Below are 20,145 nucleotides of genomic sequence, written 5' to 3' on the forward strand. Positions count from 1 at the left end.
CCCACAGGTTCTGCACCGCCTTCGAAACCGGTGCAATACCTGTGGGAGCGGGTTCACCCGCGAAGAGGCCACTGCAGGTTAACGCAGGAGCGACTGGATCTGCTCATGCAAGGTATCCAGGTCAAACGGCTTGGCCAGGATCGGGGCCTTGCGGGTGATCGGGCTGCCAGACTCCAGGATCTCCGCCGGGTAGCCGCTGATGAAGATCACCTTCAGGTCCGGCCGCAGCTTCACCGCTGGCTCGGCAATCTCCACCCCGGAGATCCCGCCAGGCAAGCGGAAATCGGTCACCATCAGGTCGAGGTGCGGCTTGCTGGCCAGAATGGCGAACGCCTGCTCGCCATCCTCGGCCACCAGCACGTGGTAACCCTCGCCTGCCAGGTAATCACGCAAAATCATGCGAATCGCCGGTTCGTCCTCGACCACCAGCACCACATCTTGTGCATCTTCACTCATGTTAACGCCTTGAATTTCTTACAGTTGGCCATCAGACCCCAGGCTTAGGCAGAGGTTGCCCGCGCCTGGTCGTTCTGTTGTTCGAATGTAGCCAGTGGCAGTTGCAAGGTGAAGGTGGCGCCTTTGCCCTCTTCACTGTCGACCAGTATGCGCCCGCCATGGGCCTGGGCGATCTGTTCCGATATGTACAGCCCCAACCCCAGGCCGCCACTGGCTTGCTGGGTGGCAACCCGCTCGAACTGCTGGAAGATGCGCTGCTGGTTGGCCGCGCCAATGCCGATGCCCTGGTCCTGCACTTGCACGCAGGCCAGGCTGCCCTGCTCGAACACCCGCACCTGCACCGGTTTGCGCTCTCCATAACGCAGGGCATTGGACAACAGGTTGGCCAGCACTTGCTCGATACGGAATTCATCCCACTCGCCCAGCATTGGCTGGCAGCATTGCAGTTCGATATGTGTTTCCAGCGCGGTGGCCTGGGCGGCAAAGTTCTCCACCAGGCTACGCACCAGTTGGCCCAGGTCGAAGGCCTTGGGCCGCAACGACAACTTGCCGGTGCGGATGCGCGACACATCGAGCATGTCTTCGATCAGGCGGATCAGGCTGTTGATCTGCCGCTCGTCGCGCTCGACCATGGCCTGCAGCTTGTCGCCACTGAAGGCCGCGAGGTTGCCGCGCGACAGGTGCAGCTTGCGCAGCTGGGTTTCCAGGATCAGGCCATTGAGCGGGGTGCGTACCTCATGCGAGACGATCGACATGAAATCGTCGCGCATGCGCACGGCATGCTCCAGCTCAGCTCGCGCCGTTTGCAGCTGGTCCAACAACTGTGCCTGCTCCTGGCGGCTGCGCTCCAGGGCCTGCAGCTGGAAGTCGAGTACCTTGCGCTGGCGGTACAGGTCGACGAACACCGATACCTTGCTCTTCACCGCCAGGGTATCGAGCGGTTTGTGCAGGAAGTCGACTGCGCCGCTTTCGTAGCCCTGGAAGGCATAGTTCATCTCGCGCCCGGCGGCGGTGACAAAGACGATGGGGATGTTGCGGGTCTTTTCCGTGCCACGCATCAGCTCGGCCAGCTCGAAGCCGTTCATGCCCGGCATCTGCACGTCGAGGATGGCCAGGGCGAACTCGTGCTCAAGTAACAGCGACAACGCTGCCTCGGCCGACTGGGCCTGGTGCACCTCGCGGTCTTCGCCCTGGATCAGGGCTTGGAGGGCCAGCAGGTTTTCCGGCAGGTCGTCGACGATCAGCAGTTTGGCGATGGTGTGGCTTAGCATGCGCTAGGTTCCAGGGCAGCAAGCAACTGCTCGATGCCACTCAGAGAAAGAATATGGTCGGGCTGATGCAAGGCCAACGCGGCCTCCGGCATCAGCGCCACCTGTGCGTCGCGAGGGTCCTGGACCACCGTCCGGCCCCCATTATGCTTGATATAGGCCAAGCCTTCGGCACCATCCTCGTTGGCGCCGGTGAGCAGCACACCAAGCAACCCGTCACCGTAGGCATCAGCCGCCGACATGAACAGGTAATCGATCGCCGGCCGCGAAAAATGCACGGGTGGTTCCTGGCTCAACGACAGGGTCAGGTCGCCTTCCACCGACAGATGGTAGCCCGGCCCAGCCACATAGATCTGCCCAGCGTGCAGCGGCTGCTTGTCCCGCGCCTCGCACACCGGCCGGTGCAGGCGGCGCTGCAGGACCTCGGCCAGCTGGCTGTGGCGGTCATCCGGCAAGTGCAATACGCACACCACCGGAATGGCAAAGCCGGCCGGCAGGGCACCCAGCACCTTGAACAGCGCCGTCACGCCGCCAGCCGAGGCACCGATGACCACCGCGCGCACGCCGTTCATGACTTGCGGTAGATCCGTTCGGGCTTGACCAGCGGCTCGAAGCGCTCGCTGTAGGCGGAAAAGTCCACCGACTCCTTGCTGCCCAGCACCAGGAAACCGCGGTGGCACAGCGACTCATGAAACAGGCCGAGGGCGCGGTCCTGCAGTTCCTTGTTGAAGTAGATGAGCACGTTGCGGCACGACACCAGCTGGGTTTCGGAGAACACACTGTCGGTAGCCAGGCTGTGGTCGGCGAAGGTCACGTTGTCGCGCAGGGTGCTGTCCATGATGGCGTTGCCGTAGGCCGCCGTGTAGTACTCGGAAAAGTCCCGGCGCCCGCCGGCAATGCGATAGTTCTCGGCGTAACCGCGCATGCTCTGCATCGAGTAGATGCCCTGCTTGGCCTTGTCCAGCGAGTGCGGGTTGATGTCGGTGGCATAGATGATGGTGCGTTCCAGCAGGCCCTCCTCGCGCAGCAGGATGGCCATCGAATACACCTCCTCGCCCGTGCTGCAGCCAGCAATCCATACCTTGATCGATGGCCAGGTGCGCAGCAGCGGCACCACTTCGTTGCGCAACGCCAGGAAGTGCCCCGGGTCGCGGAACATCTCGCTGACCGGGATCGTCAGGTACTGCAGCAACTGCATGAACATGCCCGGGTCGTGCAGCACGCGCTCTTGCAGTGCCGACACCGTCAGGCAGTCGAACTGGCGCAAGGCATGCAGGATCCGGCGCTTGATCGAGGCGCCGGAATAATTGCGGAAATCATAGCTGTACTTGAGGTAGATCGCCTCGATCAGCAAGCGGATTTCGATGTCGGTGTTACGTTCGCTAGTCAAATTCGCTCCAGTTGCGGCAGCCACACGCGGATCAGCGAGAACAAGCGATCCAGGTCGATCGGTTTGGCCAGGTAATCGTTGGCTCCGGCCTGCAGGCAACGCTGCTGGTCATCTTTCATCGCCTTGGCGGTCACGGCAATGATCGGTAGCTTGCGCCAGCGTGGTTGCTGGCGGATCAGCCGGGTGGCCTCGAAACCGTCCATTTCCGGCATCATCACGTCCATCAGCACCAGGTCGATGTCGTCATGCTGCTCCAGGCGCTCGATGGCCTCACGGCCGTTACGGCCGATCTCGACGATCGCGCCCTTGTGCTCCAGCGCGCTGGTGAGGGCGAAGATATTACGCACGTCGTCGTCCACCAGCAGCACCTTGCGGCCCTCGAACACCTTGTCGCGGCTGCGCGCAGTCTTGAGCATGCGCTGGCGTTCATTGGACAACTGCGATTCGACCTTGTGCAGGAACAGCGTCACTTCGTCGAGCAGGCGTTCCGGCGAGCGTGCTCCCTTGATGATGATCGACCGCGAGTACTTGAGCAGGTCGGCTTCTTCTTCGCGGGTGAGGTTGCGCCCGGTGTACACGATCACCGGTGGGAAGGCGCGGATATCTTCGGCGGTCATGCGCTTGAGCAACTCGTTGCCGAGCATGTCCGGCAGCTTGAGGTCGATGATCATGCAGTCGTAGATATTCTCGCGCAGCAGCGCGAGGGCATCCTGGGCCATGGCCACGGCGGTGATCTCGACATCGTCGTCGCCGATCAGGCGGGCAATGCTCTCGCGCTGCAGGTCGTCGTCCTCCACCAGCAGGATGTGCTTGAGTTTCTGCGTCAGCTTGGCCTCCAGGCGGGCGAATACTTCCTTCAGTTCTTCGCGGCTGGTCGGTTTCACTGCGTAACCGACGGCGCCCATGTGCATGGCGGCTTCGACCCGGTCTTCCACGGATATGATATGCACTGGAATGTGTCGGGTACTGGCCTGCTCTTTCAGGCGTTGCAGCACGGTCAGGCCGGAATGGTCGGGCAGGCGCATGTCCAGCAGGATGGCATCGGGGATGTACTGGGCGGCCAGCTCGAAGCCTTCGTCGGCCCCCTGCGCCACCAGGCAGCTGTAGCCCAGTTCGTGGGCCAGGTCGAAGAGGATCCGGGCGAAGTTCGGTTCGTCTTCGATCACCAGGATGCAGCGGTTGCCGAACGGCGCGCGCTCGCGGTCGTCGGCAAACGCCGGCACCGGGCGTTTCGGCGCCGCCGCCACCGGCACCTGCGGGGCAGGTGGCAGCGTATCCACCGCCGGGCGCAGGCTGAGCGGCTCGATGCCCTGCCCCACACGCTCATAGCGCTCCGGCAAGATCAGGCTGAACACACTGCCCTGGCCAAGGCTGCTGTCGACGTTGATCTGCCCACCCAGCAAATGCGCCAGGTCGCGGGAGATCGACAAGCCTAGGCCGGTGCCGCCATAGCGGCGGTTACTGGTGCCATCGACTTGGTGGAAGGCGCCGAAAATCGCCTGCTGCTGGTCGGCAGCAATGCCAATGCCGCTATCGCGCACCGCAAAGACGATGCCGGTGCCGGGCTGGTAGCCGATGTTCAGGCTGACCTGGCCGCGCTCGGTGAACTTGATGGCATTGGACAACAGGTTCTTGAGGATCTGCTCCAGGCGCTGGCGGTCAGTAAACAGGGTGGCCGGCACCTGTGGCTCGGTGTTGACCTCGAAGCCCAGGCCCTTGTGCCCGGCCAACGGCTCGAACATACCGCGCAAGCCTTCGACCAGGCGTTCCACCTGGGTGCTTTCGGGGCGCACTTCGAGCTTGCCGGCCTCGACCTTGGCGATGTCGAGAATGTCGTTGATCAGGTTGAGCAAGTCGTTGCCGGCCGAGTAGATGGACTCGGCGAATTTGACCTGTTCGTCGCTGAGGTTGCCTTCGCCGTTCTCCGCCAGCAGCTTGGCCAGGATCAGCGAACTGTTCAGCGGCGTGCGCAGCTCGTGGGACATGTTGGCGAGGAATTCGGACTTGTACTTGCTTGAACGTTGCAGCTCGTCGGCACGGGCCTGCAGCTCTTCCTGAGCCTGGGTCAGCTCGTCGTTCTTGCGGTCCAGCGCCTCGGTGCGTTCGGACAGCTGCTCGTTGGTCTGCTCCAGTTCCGCTTGCTGGGTTTCCAGGTGGGCCTGGGACTCCTTGAGTACGCGGGACTGTTCCTCCAGCTCTTCGTTGGCGGTTTTCAGCTCTTCCTGCTGCACTTGCAGCTCTTCGTTCAGTTGCTGGGTTTCGGCCAGCACTTCCTGCAGGCGCTGGCGGTAGCGGGCGCTTTCGATGGAAATGCCGAGGTTGCCACCCACCCGCTGCAGCAGTTCTTCGTCGCGCTCTTGCAACGGCCGCAGGAAGCCCAGCTCCAGCACCCCATTGATTCGCCCGTCGTCGCTGGCTGGCATCAACATCGCGCTGCGTGGCAGGCCCCTGCCCAGGCCGGAGCTGAACTGGAAGTAGTCTTCGGGCAGGTCGTCCAGGCACAGCAGCCGGCCTTCGCGCACCGCCTGGGCCAACAGGCCTTCGTGATCGCCCAGCACCTGCTCGCGGGCCAGCTCCTCGGCATCCAGGCCATAGCTGGCCACACGCACCAGGCGGCCATGCTCGTCACGCACGTACACCGCCCCCACCACACTGCCCAGGAAAGCGGCGAAGAAGCGCAGGATGTTGTCACCGAGCATGGGCAGGGTTAGCTGGCCCAGTACTTGTTCGGCCAGCTGGGTCTGCCCGTTGCGCAGCCAGGCCTGGTGCTCCAGGTGTTCGGCCGAGCGCTGCTGGGCCTTGAGGTTTTCGTCGTAGGTGACAGACAGCGCCAGCAGGTCGCGCCGCCCCAGGTAGGCCAGTAAGGCGCTGAGGCCGACGATGAACAACACAAATGCCGAAATCGCCGTAACGGTGACGGTGCTGACCTTCTCGTTGCGGGCCATGCGCAATTGCTGTTCAGTGCCGATAAAGTTGTCGAACTCCTTGCGGATCTCATCTGTCAGGCGCTTGCCTCGCCCGTTTCCGATCAACTCCCGGAAGGCCCCGTCATTACGGCGCAGCGTAATCATGTTGCTGCCAAATTCGTTCCATGCTTGTTGCAGCGCAATAAGCCGGTCGATGCGGTCAACCTGCTGCGGGTTGTCCTCGACCATGCCGCGCAGGCCCTGCAAGCTACTGAGAATGCGCGGTTTGGCCACCTCGTAGGGATCGAGAAAACGCTCATCACCGGTAAGCAGAAAGCCGCGCATGCCGGTTTCCATGTCGATCGACAGCTTGACTGTCTCGTTGGCATTGCCGATCACCCGGTCGGTGTGCTCGACCCACTGCATGGCCGACAGCAGGTAGTTGATCACCGCGACGAAGGCCACGGCCCCCAGCAGGCCTAGCCCCAGGGGCAGGCCGACGTTGCGGCTCAACAGCTTGCGAAAGCTTCGCTGGTCCATCGAGGCTGCTTGAATCATGAGAAAAGGCCCGAGCAAGAAAAGTCCATTGAAAAGCGTGGCGGATCAATCGATGTTGTCATCTGCCACTGCGCCGTCCTGTTAAGCGAGTCTAACCAGCTTTGGCGGGTCTGGCAGGGCATTTAGCCAGTATTTGAAGGTGGTGTGCGCCAATCGTTCCATCCAATTGCAGGGATCGGTATCCTCGGGGAACTTCTGCCGCCGCCTGGCGCACAGATTAAAGACATTCATTTGCACAGGACCCGAACCATGCACCTTCTGGTAGTCGAAGACGACGACATCGTACGCATGCTGATGGTCGAAGTGCTTGACGAGTTGGGCTACACGGTCATCGAGGCGGAAGACGCAAGCGCTGCGCTGCGCATTCTCGAAGACCCGGGCCAGGCACTGGCGCTGATGATGACCGACGTGGGGCTGCCGGACATGCGCGGCGAAGCGTTGGCGGCCAAGGCACGCGAACTGCGACCGCTGTTGCCGGTGCTGTTCGCCAGTGGCTATGCCGAGAGCGTCAATGTGCCGGAGGGCATGCACCTGATTGGCAAGCCGTTCAGCATCGACCAGCTGCGGGACAAGGTGGTGGCCATTCTGGGTAACCCTTGAGATCGGTGTCGCCTGCTTCGCGGGCTTGCCCGCGAAGAGGCCGGCACAGGCTTCCACTAACTACAGCTCCCTACGCAACAGGTAGGTATCCATGATCCAGCCCTTGCGCGCCCGCTCCCGTTCGCGCACCGCCAGGATCTGCGCCTTCACCGCCTGCAACGGCCCGGCAATCAGCACTTCATCCTCGGTGCCCAGGTAAGCCCCCCAGTAGATCATCAACCCTGGGTCATCAAGCTGGGCAAACGCGCACTGCCCGTCGAGCATCACCAGCACATTGTCGATGCGGCCCTGCCCGGCAAGGTGCCGCCCTGGCAACACGGTAAGCGGCTCGCCGATACGGTTGAGCGGCACCTGGTGACGTGCCGCCAAAGCCTGCACGCTGCTGATACCCGGGATCACCCGCAAGCGTAGCGCCACCCCGCGTTCGCGGACCAGGTCCAGTATTCGAAGGGTGCTGTCATACAGGGTGGGCTCGCCCCACAGCAGAAAGGCGCCGGTTTCCCCGGTGCCAAGCGCCTGCTCGATCAGCTGGGCATACAGGGCAGCACGCTGCCGGTGCCAGTCATGCACGGCCCCCAGGTAGTCATCCGCCTGGCCGTCACGCAACGGGTCGGCCACCTGTACCAGGCGATAGCCGCCCTCGGGCCGGTAGCGTTGCAGGATGGCCTTGCGCAGGCGCACCAGTTCATCCTTGTCGCTGCCCTTGTCGAGCACGAAGAACACGCTGGCTTGATGCAACGCATCGACGGCCTCATAGGTGACCTGGCGTGGGTCACCCGGGCCGATGCCGATCAACAACAGGTCTTTCATTGCCCTGCCCTTTGCGGGAACCAGCAGCCATTGTCAGGCGGCTGCCGGTATTTGGCAAAGCGACCGGTTAGAAGATAGAGAAGTTGTAGCTGACAATAACCCGCGTCTCGTCCATGTCACGCGCCCACTTTTCATAGTTGCTACGGTAAGTGGAATTACGCAGGCGCACGCTGACGTCCTTGAAAGTGCCACTTTGCACTTGGTACTTGAACTCGGTGTCGCGTTCCCATTCCTTGCCTTCGGCAGTGCTGCCCGGCACCTTGATGTTGTCACCGTTGATGTAACGGGTGAAGAAGGTCAGGCCAGGCACACCCAGTGCCTTGAAGTCATAGTCATAGCGCACCTGCCAGGAGCGCTCCTGGGCGGCGGCGAAGTCGTTGACCTGGGCGTAGTTGACCAGGTACGGGTTGCTGCCATCCAGGTACGGCATGGCATTGTCGCCATACATGCGCTGCCAGCCGGCACTGATCTTGTGACCACCCAGGCTGTAACCGAGCATGCTGCTGAAGGCGCGGTGGTCGATTGCGCCGGCGCGGGCATTGCCGATGTCATCACTCTTGATCAGGCGCAGGTCGGCCGACAGGCTGCCCACCGGCAATGGCTGGCTAGCCACCAGGCCGAGGAAGTGCTGGCGATAGATGTTCTCCAGCTTGGCCACCTGGTACTGGGCGCTGAAGCGCTCATTGAAGCGGTAATCGACACCGGCCAGGTCGAAGTGATCGGCTTCGATATCGCAGGCATAGCGTTTGTTCTTGCAGTGCACGCGAATGTCCTGGCGGTCGGTGGAATCCCGAGCGGTGTACTTGTCCAGGCGCGCGAGGGTGAACTTCAGGTCGTGCAGCTCTTCGGAGGTGAGCATGGCGCCATGGAACATGGTCGGCAGCAGGCGGCCATCGTTGTACTTGAGCAGCGGCACATCCGGCATCATCGAACCGTACTTGAGCACGGTATTGGATACCTTGACCTTGGCGGCCAGGCCCATCTTCGCGTATTGGTCGGCCGAGTGCCGCGGGTCGTGGCCGGAAGACGGCAGCAGGCCGCTGTTACTGTCCGCCGGGCTGGAGTCGAGCTTGAAACCAAACATGCCCAGCGCATCCACGCCAAAGCCTACCGGCCCCTGGGTATAACCCGACTGCACATTGAGGATGAAGCCTTGCGCCCATTCTTCACGTTTGGACGCACCCTGGCTGGAACTGCTGTGGCCGTCACGAAAATCCCGGTTGAAATAGACATTACGTGCTTCGACCTTGGCACTGCTGTCTTCAAGAAAACCGGCGGCCTGGGCATTGACGCCGGCACACAACAGGAACAGGCCGGCAACACGGCGCCCGGGGGCGATGGGGAGAGGGGCAAACATGCGAGGAAACATCCAGAATTAAGGCGAGTTAACAACCTGTGGCCCGTAATGGCCACGGTACTGCGGCAGGGCCGAACAATAGTCGACCATCATCTGAAATTATCGCGCAGCGGCTCTGGCACGGGCCATTGGACCATGGTCTAAGCGCGCAGCAGGGCGGCCGCAAGAAAGCCAGGAAATACCGCACGCAAAACTAGGAAAGTTCCCGCCTTACTTACAAAAAGTTTGCAGTTTACCCAGTACCCATGAATGACTACACTCGATATCAGCGAACAGCGAAACCCACCCGCGTGGCCGGCGTTTTTAAATTTCTTCAATGTTCGTCACGCCCTGCCACGACCGACGTACAGGAGTGATTACAGTGTCCAGACTTGCAGAGTTTCGTGCTGCCGAAAAAGCGCTCCAGGAACAGATGGCGCAACTGGAAGCGTTGAAAAAGGATGCCGGCCTCAAACGCGAAATCGAATTCGAGCAGAAACTAGTCGGCCTGATGAAAAGCTATGACAAGAGCCTGCGCGACATCATCGCCATCCTCGACCCGAAAGCCGTGAGCCGCGCTTCCAGCTCTGCGCCCAAGCAACAGCGCCGCCCGCGCGTGGTAAAGGTTTACCAAAACCCGCACACCGGCGAGCGCATCGAGACCAAGGGCGGCAACCACCGCGGGCTCAAGGCATGGAAAGAACAGTACGGGGCAGCCACTGTGGAAAGCTGGGTGCGCTGATGAAACATCCACGCGCACTTCACATTTTTTTCACAAAGGCTGGCTCAGTATCGAAACAGCTAAAGGACTAGCGACCCCATCACGCGCCCGCACATGCGGGCCTCTAATTCCAGCGCCCTGCCTTGTGCAGGGCGCTTTCATTTGCGCAATCGGCGCACTGCCGTATCATGGCCAGCCTGTCTGTTTTGCCGGTGCCCCGCGCCCGGCCCCGTCTCAGGAGTTCCCATGAGCCTGCACGATCTGCAATCCCTGCCTGGCGTTACCGCCCAGCCGGATACCGCCACCGCCCAGTTCGTCTTCAACCACACCATGCTGCGGGTCAAGGACATCGAGAAGTCCCTTGACTTCTACACCCGCGTACTGGGTTTCCGCCTGGTGGACAAGCGTGACTTCCCCGAAGCTGCCTTCAGCCTGTACTTCCTGGCCCTGGTCGACCCGGCGCAGATCCCCGCCGATGACACCGCACGTCACCAGTGGATGAAGTCGATCCCCGGCGTGCTGGAACTGACCCACAACCACGGCACCGAGCACGATGCCGAGTTCGCCTACCACAACGGCAACACCGACCCACGCGGTTTTGGCCACATCTGCATTTCGGTACCTGACGTACGCGCTGCCTGCGCACGCTTCGAAGCGCTGGACGTACCGTTCCAGAAACGCCTGCAGGACGGGCGCATGAACCATCTGGCCTTCGTCAAGGACCCGGACGGTTACTGGGTTGAAGTGATCCAGCCGACCGAACTGAAAGGCTGAACGTTCATCGCAGTGCGCTCGTCGGGCCGGGAACTCCCGGCCCCTTGCTGTGGTATATGAAGGTAACCGCTTCACATGCCACAGCGAGGTAAGGACGATGCAATCTCTTCACTGTGAATACCGCGAGCACACCATCACCGCCAGCGTGATGCCCCACCCCGACTCCCCCCTGCCCTATGCCGCCGGCTGCCTGATCACCGCACCCGATGGGCACACCAGCAAGCGCATGTCGATGCCGATGAAGTTCTTCTCCGACCTGGAGAACGCGCAGCATGTGTCGCTGGCGCACGGGCGGGCACTGGTTGACCAGCAGCTGGATGACGGGCACAAGGTGTTCTGATCTTGATCTTGCCTGTACCGGCCTTTTCGCGGGCAAGCCCGCGAAAGGGCCGGCACAGGAGTAATCAGATATCCCGGGCGTACGCCACCGCCGCATCCACCTGTGCCCGCGTGGGCCTTACCCCGGTGTACAGCACGAACTGCTCCAGCGCCTGCAGCGCAATAACCTCCAGCCCGGTAATCACCGGCTTGCCCAGCGCCTGAGCCCGGCGGATCAACGGCGTGTGCGCCGGCATCGCCACCACATCGAACACCCGCTCTGCCGCAGCAATGGCGTTCTCGGAAAACGCCAGCTCCTCGGCCTCCGGCCCGCCTGCCATACCGATCGGCGTCACGTTCACCAACATTGGCGGGCAGACATCCCCCAACTCAGGCACCCAGCGATAACCACAGACATCCGCCAGCTGCCGCCCGGCCTGCTCATTGCGCGCGACGATGATGCCTTCGGCAAACCCGGCATCGCGCAAGGCGCTGGCCACAGCCTTGGCCATGCCGCCACTGCCGCGCAAGGCAAAGGCCGTGGCGGGGTCGACCTGGTGCTGTGCCAGTAACTGGCGCACCGCCAGGTAGTCCGTGTTGTAGGCCTTCAGATGGCCATGGGTGTTGACCAGGGTATTGACCGACTCAATGGCCGCCGCCGACGGGTCGATTTCGTCGACCAAGGCCATGCAGGCCTCCTTGTAAGGCATCGACACCCCGCAACCACGGATACCCAAGGCACGGATACCCGCCACCGCCGCCGGCAGGTCATCGGTGCGCATGGCCTTGTAGTAAAAGTCCAGGCCCAACTGCTGGTACAGGTGGTTGTGAAAACGCACGCCGAAGCTACCGGGGCGGCCCGCCAGGGAGATGCACAGCACCGTGTCTCTGCTGGGAGTTGTCGACATAACCTGCTCCTTTGTCATAACTGAAACGTTTGTGCAGCGTAACAGACACAACCACTGGTCGTCCCTTACACAACCTTTACCGTTCCCCTGTGCTCAGCTGACGGAGAGTGGAGTCATAGTAGTAGGGCCCCAGGTTTGGGGTGTTCCTGCGAGGTCATTTTATGGACCGTCACATTCCCGCAATCGCGCTGCTGGCCGGTGCTTTGGCCATCAGCGGGCCCGCTGCCGCCCACGGCGGCCATGGTGGCGGTGGCTGGTATTATGGGCCGGGGCCGCTTTTGGGCGCGGCCGTGGTCGGCGCCGTGGTTGGGGCGACAGTTTATGGCGGGCGTGACCGTACCGTGTACGTCGAACGCCAGCCGGTCTATTACGCGCCGCCACCGGTGTACGTACAACCACCACCGCAGCCGGTGTACTACCAGCCGTACTATGTGCCGGCCCCTCCGCCACCGGGCTATCGCACTTACTATGGCCCGCCGCCGGTGTATTACGGCCCGCCACGCTGGTAAGGGTTGATAGAACTAATGACCACTATCGAGGAAGTTGATTTCAAACCACCCTGGCTGCTGCGTATGGTAGAGCCATGTTTCACAGGAGGTCCCCATGGCCACTATCCATATCATGTCCGTTGTCGGCAGCGCCGTACCCGCTTCACTGCGTGAGCAAGGCCTGCTGGCGTGCTGGTACCTGGTACGTAACGGCGAAGCCGTAAGCGGCCCGATGCCGACCCTGGCCTCGGCCCAAGCCCTGGCTGAACAGTTGCAACCAGGCACCTTGGTTGCCTGAACCGAATTTGTTGTGCGTTGCTCCCTACGCCCTTATGGCCCGCCGACCTAGCGGGCTTTTTTTATTTCTCGAGCGCCAGGCTCAGGTTTTGAGGTAGCGCGCAAACCGAGCGCCGCCCGCACGGCGCATCGCGAGCAAGCTCGCCCCTACATCTGTTTCGGGCCAGTTATTCTTGAGGCGGCAGCCAACTGGCTGGCCAGCGCCACAACCTTGCCTTGCAACCGGCCTACGGTTATCACCAGTTCGTTACGCTCCTTGGCGAACTGATCTGCCTTGGCCTCTGCCTCTCTACGGGCGTCCCGCTCGATATCAAGCAGTTCAGTCAGGCGGCGGACCACCGCAATGTCTGCGGTGTCCATCGCGCGGTCGGCGGCATCCTTGGACAGCCACTTGCGCAGCCACAGAAACGCACCTAGCAACACGGTGCCCGTACCGCTCAGCCAAGTGACTGTGCCCGGGCCGAGGTCAGTCGGATCCATGTAAACCTCATTACGGATGGTGATGTCGTGAGCCCTGGAGAAATCTTCTCGATGGCTTTCCTTGTTTGTCCGTTTAATTTAGCCTATAGCTAATATCACCACAAGGACCAATTTAGCTCTGCGCGCATTTAGCAGCAAGCTAAACACTGGCATGCTTCGCCTCATGGATATCTACGAAATTCGCAAGCACAACCTGGTCAAGCTGATCGGCAGCCAGAGAAAGGGATCCTGCGCAGAGCGCTGGGGGATGGCTCCTGCGCACCTGAGCCAGATCCTTTCTGACAAGACCGCGAAGAACCTGGGCGATGACGTGGCCCGGCGAATCGAGGGCATCGAAGGTTTGCCACGCGGCTGGTTCGACGCAGTGGCGGCGGGCGACCCTGTGCAGGTGCCGGCCGAGGCTGGTGACAGCAAGCTTTCTGCAGCCGACCTGGTCAAGCAGATGCTTGCCCGAAGCGGCAAGGGTATCGGCGAAGAAACCCGGCAACGGTTGCTGGCCGCCGCAGAGGAACCAACAGAGCCCGCGCTGGTGTCAGCCGAGCTGCTTCGGCCCGGCCTGGTCGGCGACGAAGTGTGGATCGCCCACTATGACGTGCGGGCAGCCATGGGCGGCGGCCAGATCCCCCACGACTACCCAGAGATGTTCAAGGACGTTCGCGTCAGCCCAAGCCACCTGCGCGAGTTAGGCGTGGAGTTCAGCGAGCACCACCACTTGAAGATGGTTACGGGCTGGGGCCAGTCGATGGAGCCGACGATCAAGCACCGCGACCCGCTGATCGTGGACGTCAGCATCCGCGATTTCGTGGGCGACGGTATCTACTTCTTCTCCTGGGGTGACCACATCTACATCAAGCGGCTACAGATTGCTGATGAAGACCATTTTGAAATGATTTCCGACAACTCGCGGCACAAGGACCGGATGATCCGCCGGGAAGAGACCTACATCCAGGCCAGGGTGCTGCTGGTCTGGAATGCGCACCTCGTGTAAAGCGAAGCCCGCCACCCCCGGCGGGCTTTTGCTGAGCTTCAGAACGGTGCCGCCTCCTCCACCGGCTGGTCGCTGTCCTGCTCGACGATGAAGTCGTCGCGCGCCTCCACGCTGCTGCGCGCCCAGCGCACCGTCACACTCTCGTCGTCATTGAAGGTAAGTTCCAGTTCGGGCGTTTCCACCAGCAGGCCCATCACCTCCTCCCATTCCGCATCACCATCGGTATCCAGGCGATGGACCGTCACCCAGCGCTGGGTCTGTGCGAGCGGGTGGTTGATCATCGACGACACCCGCAGGCTCAGCCGCTCTACTCCGGACATTGCCTGGCGTTGCTGGGGCGCCGAATTCGTGTGCATAGACATATTCTCATCCTGATAGCTGTATATTCGTACAGTATTCAAGGAAAGCTTATCTCACCCCGAAATCAAGCGTAAAGCCCCGCTGCAGAAATTTTCCGCCAGCAGGCAGTTTGTCGCAAAGCGAAATTATTTTAGCCAATAGCTATTGACCGATATTTAGCTTACGGCTAACTTTAGCCAGGCAGTCGGCAGCCTGGCTGCACAAGCACCCAACTTGGCAAACCTAATCTTTCGTCTGGAGTTCCCATGGCCGTAGATATCAGCAACCTCATCATCGCCACCCCGGTGGCCGTGTCGTCAACCAACCCCGTAGCGCTCGAACTCAACGGTGCCGAGGCGATAGCTCGATACCCAAGCATCGTGAAGGTGCTCAGCGATGGCTCGATCCAGTTCTCTGCCCCCACCAAAGGCGCTTCGAGCAAAAGTACCCGCAGGACCCGGTGCGAGTGGACGGAATCGGAGGACTGGACACTGGACAGCGCCCGGGATCACTGGAACCGCCAGACCATGACGCTGACCAAGGTCAACGCGGCGCAGAAGGTGGTCATTGCCCAGATGCACGTTCGTGGGGACGATAGCCCGCCGGTGAAGGTGTTCTGGAAAAAGGGGGACATCACCCTGGGGTTTCGGCGGACCTACAACCAGACGGACCCGGTGAACTCGACGGTACTGAAGGGGGTAGCGCTGGGGGCGAAGTTCAACGTGAGCATTCACGCAACGTCCCAAGGTGTGGTCACCGTAACAGCCAAATGCAACGGGGTGTCTGGCTCGTCTGGCGACTTGCAGCTCGACAACAGTTGGGCTTCACGCCTGTTCGAATTCCACGGAGGGGTCTACAACCAGGTCGACTACACCGATGCGACGCCGGCCGATGACGGCTCGATCTGCATCATCAGCGAGCTCTCGCTGATCCATAGCTGAGCGCCGACAACCGCCAAGGCATCCCGACATCCTACGCCACCCAGCGCAGTTTGAATCGGGATGCTGGGCGATGAGCGCTCTGCAATCGCCATTTCAACGCTTGAACAAGAATTTCGTTGCCGCCATGACGGCAGTTGCCCCGACCAACCCAACCGGCCCGCCTATTACGGTTGCGGCTCCGATGATTGCAGCGCCACTGATGGCTTCCTTTCCCGCAACCTTCAAAGCAGTTTTCACAGGCTCATCAGACTCAGAGGCGGCTGCGACCACTGCTGCAACAGCTGGCACCAGTGTCATCCCCGGGATGCCAGCGGCAAGGAGAACGTTTCGAATTTGCTGGCTAGTCGATGCGCCATATACACACCAGTTCACAAAGTGCTCACAATTGTTTGTCAGGAGGTTGTAGGTGTTCTCACCCAACCGTGAGTAACCCCTGGCAATACGCTCCTCAGGACCATAAACAGCTAGCGGATGCTCTAGCACGGTTGTTGGCATACCCCCACTGAATGTCTCCAGGCTCGCTCTGCAGATCGGACCAGCGACACTGTCCCCAAACCCGGAATAGTGAAGAACCTCTCCGCATCCTATGTAGATGCCGTGATGCGTGTACCCGGCCCGCATGCTTACCAGATGATCTCCTCGACGCATGAGCAGCTCCTGCTGGAAGGGAAAAAGCGATAATGGCATTTCGCCGCCCAACGCTTCAATATAGGCTGCACCAAAGGCTCTACAGCGGATTACCTAGCAATATGGACCACCCGGAGAAAACCTTGGACGCATTGAATTCCCCTGTTTGCGTAGCCCCAGCAGACCCTGAATGGATCAACCTTCCTTATGGCGGCAGCCACGCGGGTTTCTACGTGGGCCGTTTGGTCAATGAGTTGGAGCGGCGCCCTGACGGCAAGATGCTGGTGGGAGCGGTCGCGGGTGCCCTGGACCAGGTCAGGGACGAGTCGCTTGATTACTTCCTGCGAACCCGCTACGCAAAAAAACCAGACACGATGCAAGCAGTGCGTGAAGTGCTGGACGCCTTGGTGGCTACCGGAAAAATCGAGCACATTCCTAAACAGCCTGGCATACCTGCCGGTTTGATCCGCCTGAAGTGACAAACAGACAAGCCGGCCGTTGGATTGGCTGGTAGAGGGCCAACTCTTCAGCCAGTTTTTCATTGGCGCCAAGCGCCGCAACCGAATCAGCAAGGCCGCCCTGCTTGACGACGCACAGGGTACAGAATGGGTACAGGATTAAATTTCGTTCACCTTGCGCCCTTTAGTCATAAGGCATTCGACAGCAATTCAGCCATACTCCAGAATGCATCGGTTTTAGGGGGAAAACCCTTGCACAGCCAACGACATACCAACTTTTAGTGAGCCACAACGTGAAAACATCCCTGTCCATCCTCAGCCTGCTGCTGTTGCTCACAGGTACTGCGACCCTTCCGTCGACCGCTGCTGCTCAACCCCCGGCCCAGGTTCAACGTGACCCCTCCAAGCTGCATCTGGCCTCTGGCAGCGCCCTGTTGATCGACCTGAACACCAACCAGGAGTTGTATGCAAGCCATGCCGACCGCGTGGTGCCCATTGCCTCGGTGACCAAACTGATGACGGCGATGGTGGTGCTGGATGCCAAGCTGCCCATGGATGAAATGCTCACCATGACCATTGCCAACAACCCGGAAATGAAAGGCGTGTATTCGCGCGTGCGCCTGGGTAGCCAGCTCGATCGCCGTGAAACCATGCTGATTACCCTGATGTCGTCGGAAAACCGTGCGGCCAACAGCCTGGCCAACGCCTACCCCGGCGGCTACCCGGCGTTCATCAAGGCAATGAATGCCAAGGCTCGCAGCCTGGGCATGGCACACACCCGCTACGTCGAGCCAACCGGCCTGTCGACGCAGAACGTGTCCACCGCACGCGACCTGGCCAAACTGCTGTTGGCCTCGCGCAAGTACCCAATGCTGAGCGAACTGTCGACCACCCGCGAAAAAACCGTGGCCTTCCGCAAGCCCAACTACACCTTGGGCTTCCGTAACACCGACCACTTGGTCAACAAGAGCAACTGGGACATCAAGCTGACCAAGACCGGCTTCACCAACGAGGCTGGCCATTGCCTGGTGCTGCTGACCCGCATGGACAACCGCCCGGTTGCCATGGTCATCCTCGATGCCTTTGGCAAATACACCCACTTCGCCGATGCCAGCCGCATGCGCCAATGGCTGGAAACCGGTGCAGCCAAGCCAGCGCCAGCAGTGGCCATGCAGTACAAGGCTAGCAAGGGGCGGTTGGTGGCTGAGTGACCATCGCCATCTGGCGCTACGCGGCCCTGTAGGAGCGGCCTTGTGTCGCGGTGGGCCGCCACGCGGCCCCCGAAAATTGGGGTTGATGCATAAACTGCCGGGGCTGCTTTGCAGCCCATCGCGACACAAGGACACTACTACAGGGAACGTATCCGCTGCTAGGCTGTGGTGCTGACCACACCGCCAGCGCTGCTGCCACCCTCTTGTTGCAACAGCTCCAGCAATTTCGCCGTGGCCGTCATGATCTGGCCAGTGATGGTGGCGATGCTGGCCTGTTTGGCACTCACCGCAGTGGCCTTGGCCGTCTCTTCCATCTTGCTAGCCATCAGTTGGGCCAGCTGTTTCTGTTCTTCGGCCAACTGCTTCTGCAGCTCTTTGATCAGTTCACGCAATGCCTCTACGCCCGCTGACTCGCTGCTGTCCTCGCTGTCTTCGGTCGGCTGCGCCTGCCCAGCGCCACCCACTTTCAATGTGTCGCCACTGATGCTCAGCGGCCCACCTTTCTCAGCCTGTTCGGCCTGTTTCGCCTGCTCACGCTCGGCTGCAGCATTCGCGCTCAGCGTCTGCGCCGAAACACCGTTGATGTGTAGATTTGCCGATATGGATGTCATGCCGATTCCCTGCCTCGAAGTTCGGTCCTTGCCGTAACCACCCTATCGGCCGCCCCGCGCAGTTCTTTAGCCGGCTTAAATTCCCCCTCACCTGGCTCGTTCCAACACATGTACTTGCGCAGGAGCCGGAGCCCCGGCGGGCGTCCACATTCGACCTTTAGGGAATCGCAGCCATGAGCCAGCCCTTACAGCAGGCAACAATCAAAGATTTGATCGGCGTGGGCTTCGGCCCCTCCAACCTGGCCCTGGCCATCGCCCTGGAAGAACTCGCCGAGTCCCAGGGCCATGCCCTCGACGCGCTGTTCATCGACAAGCAACAGGACTACCGCTGGCATGGCGAAACCCTGGCCACCCAGAGCGAGCTGCAGATCTCCTTCCTCAAGGACCTGGTTTCGCTGCGCAACCCCACCAGCCCCTACAGCTTCGTCAACTACCTGCACCAGAAGCAGCGCCTGGCCGACTTCATCAACCTCGGCACCTTCTACCCCTGCCGCCTGGAGTACAACGACTACCTGCGCTGGGCCGCCGAGCACTTTGCCACCCAGGCGGTGTATGGCGAGGAAGTGCTGCGCATCGAGCCAGAAGTGCACGCCGGCCGGGTCGAACACCTGCGCCTGGTCTCGCGCGATGCGCAGGGCCGCGAATTCAGCCGCCGCACCCGTTCGGTGGTGGTCGGTAGCGGCGGTACGCCGAAAATCCCGGAGAAGTTCGGCGCGTTCAAGGACGACCCGCGGGTGTTCCACCACTCCCAGTACCTGAGCAGCCTGAACAAGCTGCCGTGCACCGCCGGCAAACCGATGCGCATTGCCGTGATCGGTTCGGGCCAGAGCGCCGCCGAGGCGTTCATCGACCTCAACGACAGCTACCCGTCGGTCAAGGTTGACATGATCTTGCGCGGTTCGGCGCTCAAGCCTGCCGACGACAGCCCGTTCGTCAACGAGATTTTCTCGCCGGACTACACCGACCTGGTCTACAACGAACCGGCCGACCAGCGCAGCAAGCTACTGGGCGAGTACCACAACACCAACTACTCGGTGGTCGACCTCAACCTGATCGAACGCATCTACGGCATCCTTTACCGGCAGAAAGTCGCTCACCAGCACCGCCACAACGTGCTGTGCCGCCGTCAGGTGGAAGCGGTGGTGGCCACTCGCGAAGGCATTGAGCTGACCCTGCGCGACCTGGCCACCAATCAGCAGCAAACCCACCGCTACGATGCGGTGATCCTCGCCACGGGCTACGAACGCCGTTCGCACCTTGACTTGCTGGCACCGCTGGCCGGCTACCTGGACGATTTCAGCGTCAACCGCAACTACCGCGTGCTGGCCAGCCCCGACCTGCAGGCTTCGGTGTACCTGCAGGGCTTCTGTGAAAACAGCCACGGCCTGAGCGACACCCTGCTCTCGGTGCTGCCAGCCCGCGCCGCGGAAATTGGCCGTGCGCTGTACCAGGACCTGGCGCAGCTGCATGGCAACCCGCAAGCGGCAGTGGCCATGACCCGCGCCTGATCCCCCACCTCATGCCTTCCAGGCCAGCCTTGGCCTGATGCCTGTCAGTCAGCGTCATTGGGGCTGCTTCGCAGCCCTTTCGCGACACAAGGCCGCTCCTGCAAGGGCGTGCGCAATTTGCCCTCTGAAACATTTGCTTGCATTTAAAACGG

Annotated in this window: 23 protein-coding genes; 11 read left to right on the plus strand and 12 right to left on the minus strand. The window is 61.2% G+C overall.

The window, feature by feature from the left end:
• Window positions 1–78 precede the first annotated feature (78 nt).
• Genes ABE456_RS22045 through ABE456_RS22065 form a run of 5 tightly spaced genes read right to left on the minus strand, consistent with a single transcriptional unit; the run spans window position 79 to window position 6,578 of the window.
• Window positions 79–456, minus strand: coding sequence for a response regulator (locus ABE456_RS22045; protein WP_110743225.1), 378 nt, complete (start codon window positions 454–456; stop codon window positions 79–81).
• 44 nt (window positions 457–500) lie between these two features.
• Window positions 501–1,727, minus strand: coding sequence for a hybrid sensor histidine kinase/response regulator (locus ABE456_RS22050; RefSeq protein ID WP_346645816.1), 1,227 nt, complete (start codon window positions 1,725–1,727; stop codon window positions 501–503).
• Window positions 1,721–2,296, minus strand: a complete 576-nt coding sequence (locus ABE456_RS22055) for a chemotaxis protein CheB (protein WP_346645817.1) — start codon at window positions 2,294–2,296, stop codon at window positions 1,721–1,723. Before ABE456_RS22055 ends, ABE456_RS22050 begins: the two co-directional genes overlap by 7 nt.
• The gene (locus tag ABE456_RS22060) at window positions 2,293–3,114 is read right to left on the minus strand and encodes a protein-glutamate O-methyltransferase CheR (protein ID WP_346645818.1); all 822 of its coding nucleotides are present in this window, start codon (window positions 3,112–3,114) and stop codon (window positions 2,293–2,295) included. The genes ABE456_RS22055 and ABE456_RS22060 overlap by 4 nt, the downstream gene beginning before the upstream one ends.
• Window positions 3,111–6,578, minus strand: coding sequence for a response regulator (locus ABE456_RS22065; RefSeq protein ID WP_346645819.1), 3,468 nt, complete (start codon window positions 6,576–6,578; stop codon window positions 3,111–3,113). The genes ABE456_RS22060 and ABE456_RS22065 overlap by 4 nt, the downstream gene beginning before the upstream one ends.
• Window positions 6,579–6,827: 249 nt before the next feature.
• Between ABE456_RS22065 and ABE456_RS22070 the strand changes: the two genes are divergently transcribed.
• Window positions 6,828–7,178: a response regulator gene (locus tag ABE456_RS22070; RefSeq protein WP_346645820.1), complete on the plus strand. Its 351-nt coding sequence runs from the start codon at window positions 6,828–6,830 to the stop codon at window positions 7,176–7,178.
• Window positions 7,179–7,238: 60 nt separating this feature from the next.
• Here the strand turns inward: ABE456_RS22070 and cobF are convergent, their stop codons facing one another.
• A complete protein-coding gene (cobF, locus tag ABE456_RS22075; RefSeq protein ID WP_346645821.1) occupies window positions 7,239–7,988 on the minus strand; it encodes a precorrin-6A synthase (deacetylating) in 750 nt (249 codons plus the stop codon).
• Between the two features lie 67 nt (window positions 7,989–8,055).
• The gene (locus ABE456_RS22080; protein WP_346645822.1) at window positions 8,056–9,345 is read right to left on the minus strand and encodes an OprD family porin; all 1,290 of its coding nucleotides are present in this window, start codon (window positions 9,343–9,345) and stop codon (window positions 8,056–8,058) included.
• Window positions 9,346–9,706: 361 nt separating this feature from the next.
• Here ABE456_RS22080 and ABE456_RS22085 point away from each other — a divergent pair, with 361 nt between their 5' ends.
• The 3 genes from ABE456_RS22085 (at window position 9,707) to ABE456_RS22095 (ending at window position 11,159) form a co-directional block, all read left to right on the plus strand.
• Window positions 9,707–10,066: a histone-like nucleoid-structuring protein, MvaT/MvaU family gene (locus ABE456_RS22085; protein WP_346645823.1), complete on the plus strand. Its 360-nt coding sequence runs from the start codon at window positions 9,707–9,709 to the stop codon at window positions 10,064–10,066.
• A gap of 225 nt (window positions 10,067–10,291) precedes the next feature.
• The gene (gene gloA, locus ABE456_RS22090) at window positions 10,292–10,819 is read left to right on the plus strand and encodes a lactoylglutathione lyase (protein WP_346645824.1); all 528 of its coding nucleotides are present in this window, start codon (window positions 10,292–10,294) and stop codon (window positions 10,817–10,819) included.
• 97 nt (window positions 10,820–10,916) lie between these two features.
• Window positions 10,917–11,159 carry a hypothetical protein gene (locus ABE456_RS22095; protein ID WP_016487634.1) on the plus strand — a complete coding sequence of 81 codons (243 nt, stop codon included), beginning with the start codon at window positions 10,917–10,919 and terminating at the stop codon, window positions 11,157–11,159.
• 64 nt (window positions 11,160–11,223) lie between these two features.
• On the opposite strand, the gene ABE456_RS22100 is transcribed toward ABE456_RS22095, so the two are convergent.
• Window positions 11,224–12,045: a shikimate 5-dehydrogenase gene (locus ABE456_RS22100; protein WP_346645825.1), complete on the minus strand. Its 822-nt coding sequence runs from the start codon at window positions 12,043–12,045 to the stop codon at window positions 11,224–11,226.
• 161 nt (window positions 12,046–12,206) lie between these two features.
• Here ABE456_RS22100 and ABE456_RS22105 point away from each other — a divergent pair, with 161 nt between their 5' ends.
• Both ABE456_RS22105 and ABE456_RS22110 read left to right on the plus strand, forming a co-directional pair.
• Complete coding sequence (locus ABE456_RS22105; protein WP_346645826.1) at window positions 12,207–12,554, plus strand: hypothetical protein; 348 nt, start codon at window positions 12,207–12,209, stop codon at window positions 12,552–12,554.
• A gap of 94 nt (window positions 12,555–12,648) precedes the next feature.
• Complete coding sequence (locus tag ABE456_RS22110; protein WP_346645827.1) at window positions 12,649–12,831, plus strand: hypothetical protein; 183 nt, start codon at window positions 12,649–12,651, stop codon at window positions 12,829–12,831.
• A 146-nt stretch (window positions 12,832–12,977) separates the two neighbouring features.
• On the opposite strand, the gene ABE456_RS22115 is transcribed toward ABE456_RS22110, so the two are convergent.
• Window positions 12,978–13,310 carry a chemotaxis protein gene (locus ABE456_RS22115; RefSeq protein ID WP_346645828.1) on the minus strand — a complete coding sequence of 111 codons (333 nt, stop codon included), beginning with the start codon at window positions 13,308–13,310 and terminating at the stop codon, window positions 12,978–12,980.
• 163 nt (window positions 13,311–13,473) lie between these two features.
• Between ABE456_RS22115 and ABE456_RS22120 the strand changes: the two genes are divergently transcribed.
• On the plus strand, window positions 13,474–14,298 hold the full coding sequence (locus tag ABE456_RS22120; RefSeq protein ID WP_346645829.1) for a S24 family peptidase: 825 nt from the start codon (window positions 13,474–13,476) through the stop codon (window positions 14,296–14,298).
• Between the two features lie 38 nt (window positions 14,299–14,336).
• Here ABE456_RS22120 and ABE456_RS22125 read toward each other — a convergent pair whose 3' ends face one another.
• The gene (locus ABE456_RS22125; protein ID WP_346645830.1) at window positions 14,337–14,660 is read right to left on the minus strand and encodes a DUF1654 domain-containing protein; all 324 of its coding nucleotides are present in this window, start codon (window positions 14,658–14,660) and stop codon (window positions 14,337–14,339) included.
• 243 nt (window positions 14,661–14,903) lie between these two features.
• On the opposite strand from ABE456_RS22125, the gene ABE456_RS22130 reads away from it, so the two are divergent.
• Window positions 14,904–15,578 carry a polysaccharide lyase family 7 protein gene (locus tag ABE456_RS22130; protein WP_346645831.1) on the plus strand — a complete coding sequence of 225 codons (675 nt, stop codon included), beginning with the start codon at window positions 14,904–14,906 and terminating at the stop codon, window positions 15,576–15,578.
• A 93-nt stretch (window positions 15,579–15,671) separates the two neighbouring features.
• On the opposite strand, the gene ABE456_RS22135 is transcribed toward ABE456_RS22130, so the two are convergent.
• Window positions 15,672–16,226 (minus strand): lecithin retinol acyltransferase family protein, encoded by a 555-nt coding sequence (locus tag ABE456_RS22135; protein WP_346645832.1) that lies wholly within the window; start codon window positions 16,224–16,226, stop codon window positions 15,672–15,674.
• 122 nt (window positions 16,227–16,348) lie between these two features.
• On the opposite strand from ABE456_RS22135, the gene ABE456_RS22140 reads away from it, so the two are divergent.
• A complete protein-coding gene (locus tag ABE456_RS22140; protein ID WP_346645833.1) occupies window positions 16,349–16,684 on the plus strand; it encodes a hypothetical protein in 336 nt (111 codons plus the stop codon).
• 272 nt (window positions 16,685–16,956) lie between these two features.
• Window positions 16,957–17,874 (plus strand): D-alanyl-D-alanine endopeptidase, encoded by a 918-nt coding sequence (gene pbpG, locus ABE456_RS22145; RefSeq protein ID WP_346645834.1) that lies wholly within the window; start codon window positions 16,957–16,959, stop codon window positions 17,872–17,874.
• A 158-nt stretch (window positions 17,875–18,032) separates the two neighbouring features.
• Here the strand turns inward: pbpG and ABE456_RS22150 are convergent, their stop codons facing one another.
• Complete coding sequence (locus ABE456_RS22150; protein WP_346645835.1) at window positions 18,033–18,485, minus strand: hypothetical protein; 453 nt, start codon at window positions 18,483–18,485, stop codon at window positions 18,033–18,035.
• Window positions 18,486–18,658: 173 nt separating this feature from the next.
• Here ABE456_RS22150 and ABE456_RS22155 point away from each other — a divergent pair, with 173 nt between their 5' ends.
• The gene (locus ABE456_RS22155; RefSeq protein WP_346645836.1) at window positions 18,659–19,993 is read left to right on the plus strand and encodes a SidA/IucD/PvdA family monooxygenase; all 1,335 of its coding nucleotides are present in this window, start codon (window positions 18,659–18,661) and stop codon (window positions 19,991–19,993) included.
• Window positions 19,994–20,145 lie beyond the last annotated feature (152 nt).

The sequence above is a fragment of the Pseudomonas sp. TWI929 genome, assembly GCF_039673335.1.
GTDB lineage: Bacteria > Pseudomonadota > Gammaproteobacteria > Pseudomonadales > Pseudomonadaceae > Aquipseudomonas.

Bases quoted from the DNA above. Each gene is read 5' to 3' on its own strand.
- ABE456_RS22045 (WP_110743225.1), bottom strand. From the start codon at position 456: ATGAGTGAAGATGCACAAGATGTGGTGCTGGTGGTCGAGGACGAACCG.
- ABE456_RS22050 (WP_346645816.1), bottom strand. From the start codon at position 1,727: ATGCTAAGCCACACCATCGCCAAACTGCTGATCGTCGACGACCTGCCG.
- ABE456_RS22055 (WP_346645817.1), bottom strand. From the start codon at position 2,296: ATGAACGGCGTGCGCGCGGTGGTCATCGGTGCCTCGGCTGGCGGCGTG.
- ABE456_RS22065 (WP_346645819.1), bottom strand. From the start codon at position 6,578: ATGATTCAAGCAGCCTCGATGGACCAGCGAAGCTTTCGCAAGCTGTTG.
- ABE456_RS22070 (WP_346645820.1), top strand. From the start codon at position 6,828: ATGCACCTTCTGGTAGTCGAAGACGACGACATCGTACGCATGCTGATG.
- cobF (WP_346645821.1), bottom strand. From the start codon at position 7,988: ATGAAAGACCTGTTGTTGATCGGCATCGGCCCGGGTGACCCACGCCAG.
- ABE456_RS22080 (WP_346645822.1), bottom strand. From the start codon at position 9,345: ATGTTTGCCCCTCTCCCCATCGCCCCCGGGCGCCGTGTTGCCGGCCTG.
- gloA (WP_346645824.1), top strand. From the start codon at position 10,292: ATGAGCCTGCACGATCTGCAATCCCTGCCTGGCGTTACCGCCCAGCCG.
- ABE456_RS22095 (WP_016487634.1), top strand. From the start codon at position 10,917: ATGCAATCTCTTCACTGTGAATACCGCGAGCACACCATCACCGCCAGC.
- ABE456_RS22100 (WP_346645825.1), bottom strand. From the start codon at position 12,045: ATGTCGACAACTCCCAGCAGAGACACGGTGCTGTGCATCTCCCTGGCG.
- ABE456_RS22105 (WP_346645826.1), top strand. From the start codon at position 12,207: ATGGACCGTCACATTCCCGCAATCGCGCTGCTGGCCGGTGCTTTGGCC.
- ABE456_RS22110 (WP_346645827.1), top strand. From the start codon at position 12,649: ATGGCCACTATCCATATCATGTCCGTTGTCGGCAGCGCCGTACCCGCT.
- ABE456_RS22115 (WP_346645828.1), bottom strand. From the start codon at position 13,310: ATGGATCCGACTGACCTCGGCCCGGGCACAGTCACTTGGCTGAGCGGT.
- ABE456_RS22120 (WP_346645829.1), top strand. From the start codon at position 13,474: ATGGATATCTACGAAATTCGCAAGCACAACCTGGTCAAGCTGATCGGC.
- ABE456_RS22125 (WP_346645830.1), bottom strand. From the start codon at position 14,660: ATGTCTATGCACACGAATTCGGCGCCCCAGCAACGCCAGGCAATGTCC.
- ABE456_RS22130 (WP_346645831.1), top strand. From the start codon at position 14,904: ATGGCCGTAGATATCAGCAACCTCATCATCGCCACCCCGGTGGCCGTG.
- ABE456_RS22135 (WP_346645832.1), bottom strand. From the start codon at position 16,226: ATGCGTCGAGGAGATCATCTGGTAAGCATGCGGGCCGGGTACACGCAT.
- ABE456_RS22150 (WP_346645835.1), bottom strand. From the start codon at position 18,485: ATGACATCCATATCGGCAAATCTACACATCAACGGTGTTTCGGCGCAG.
- ABE456_RS22155 (WP_346645836.1), top strand. From the start codon at position 18,659: ATGAGCCAGCCCTTACAGCAGGCAACAATCAAAGATTTGATCGGCGTG.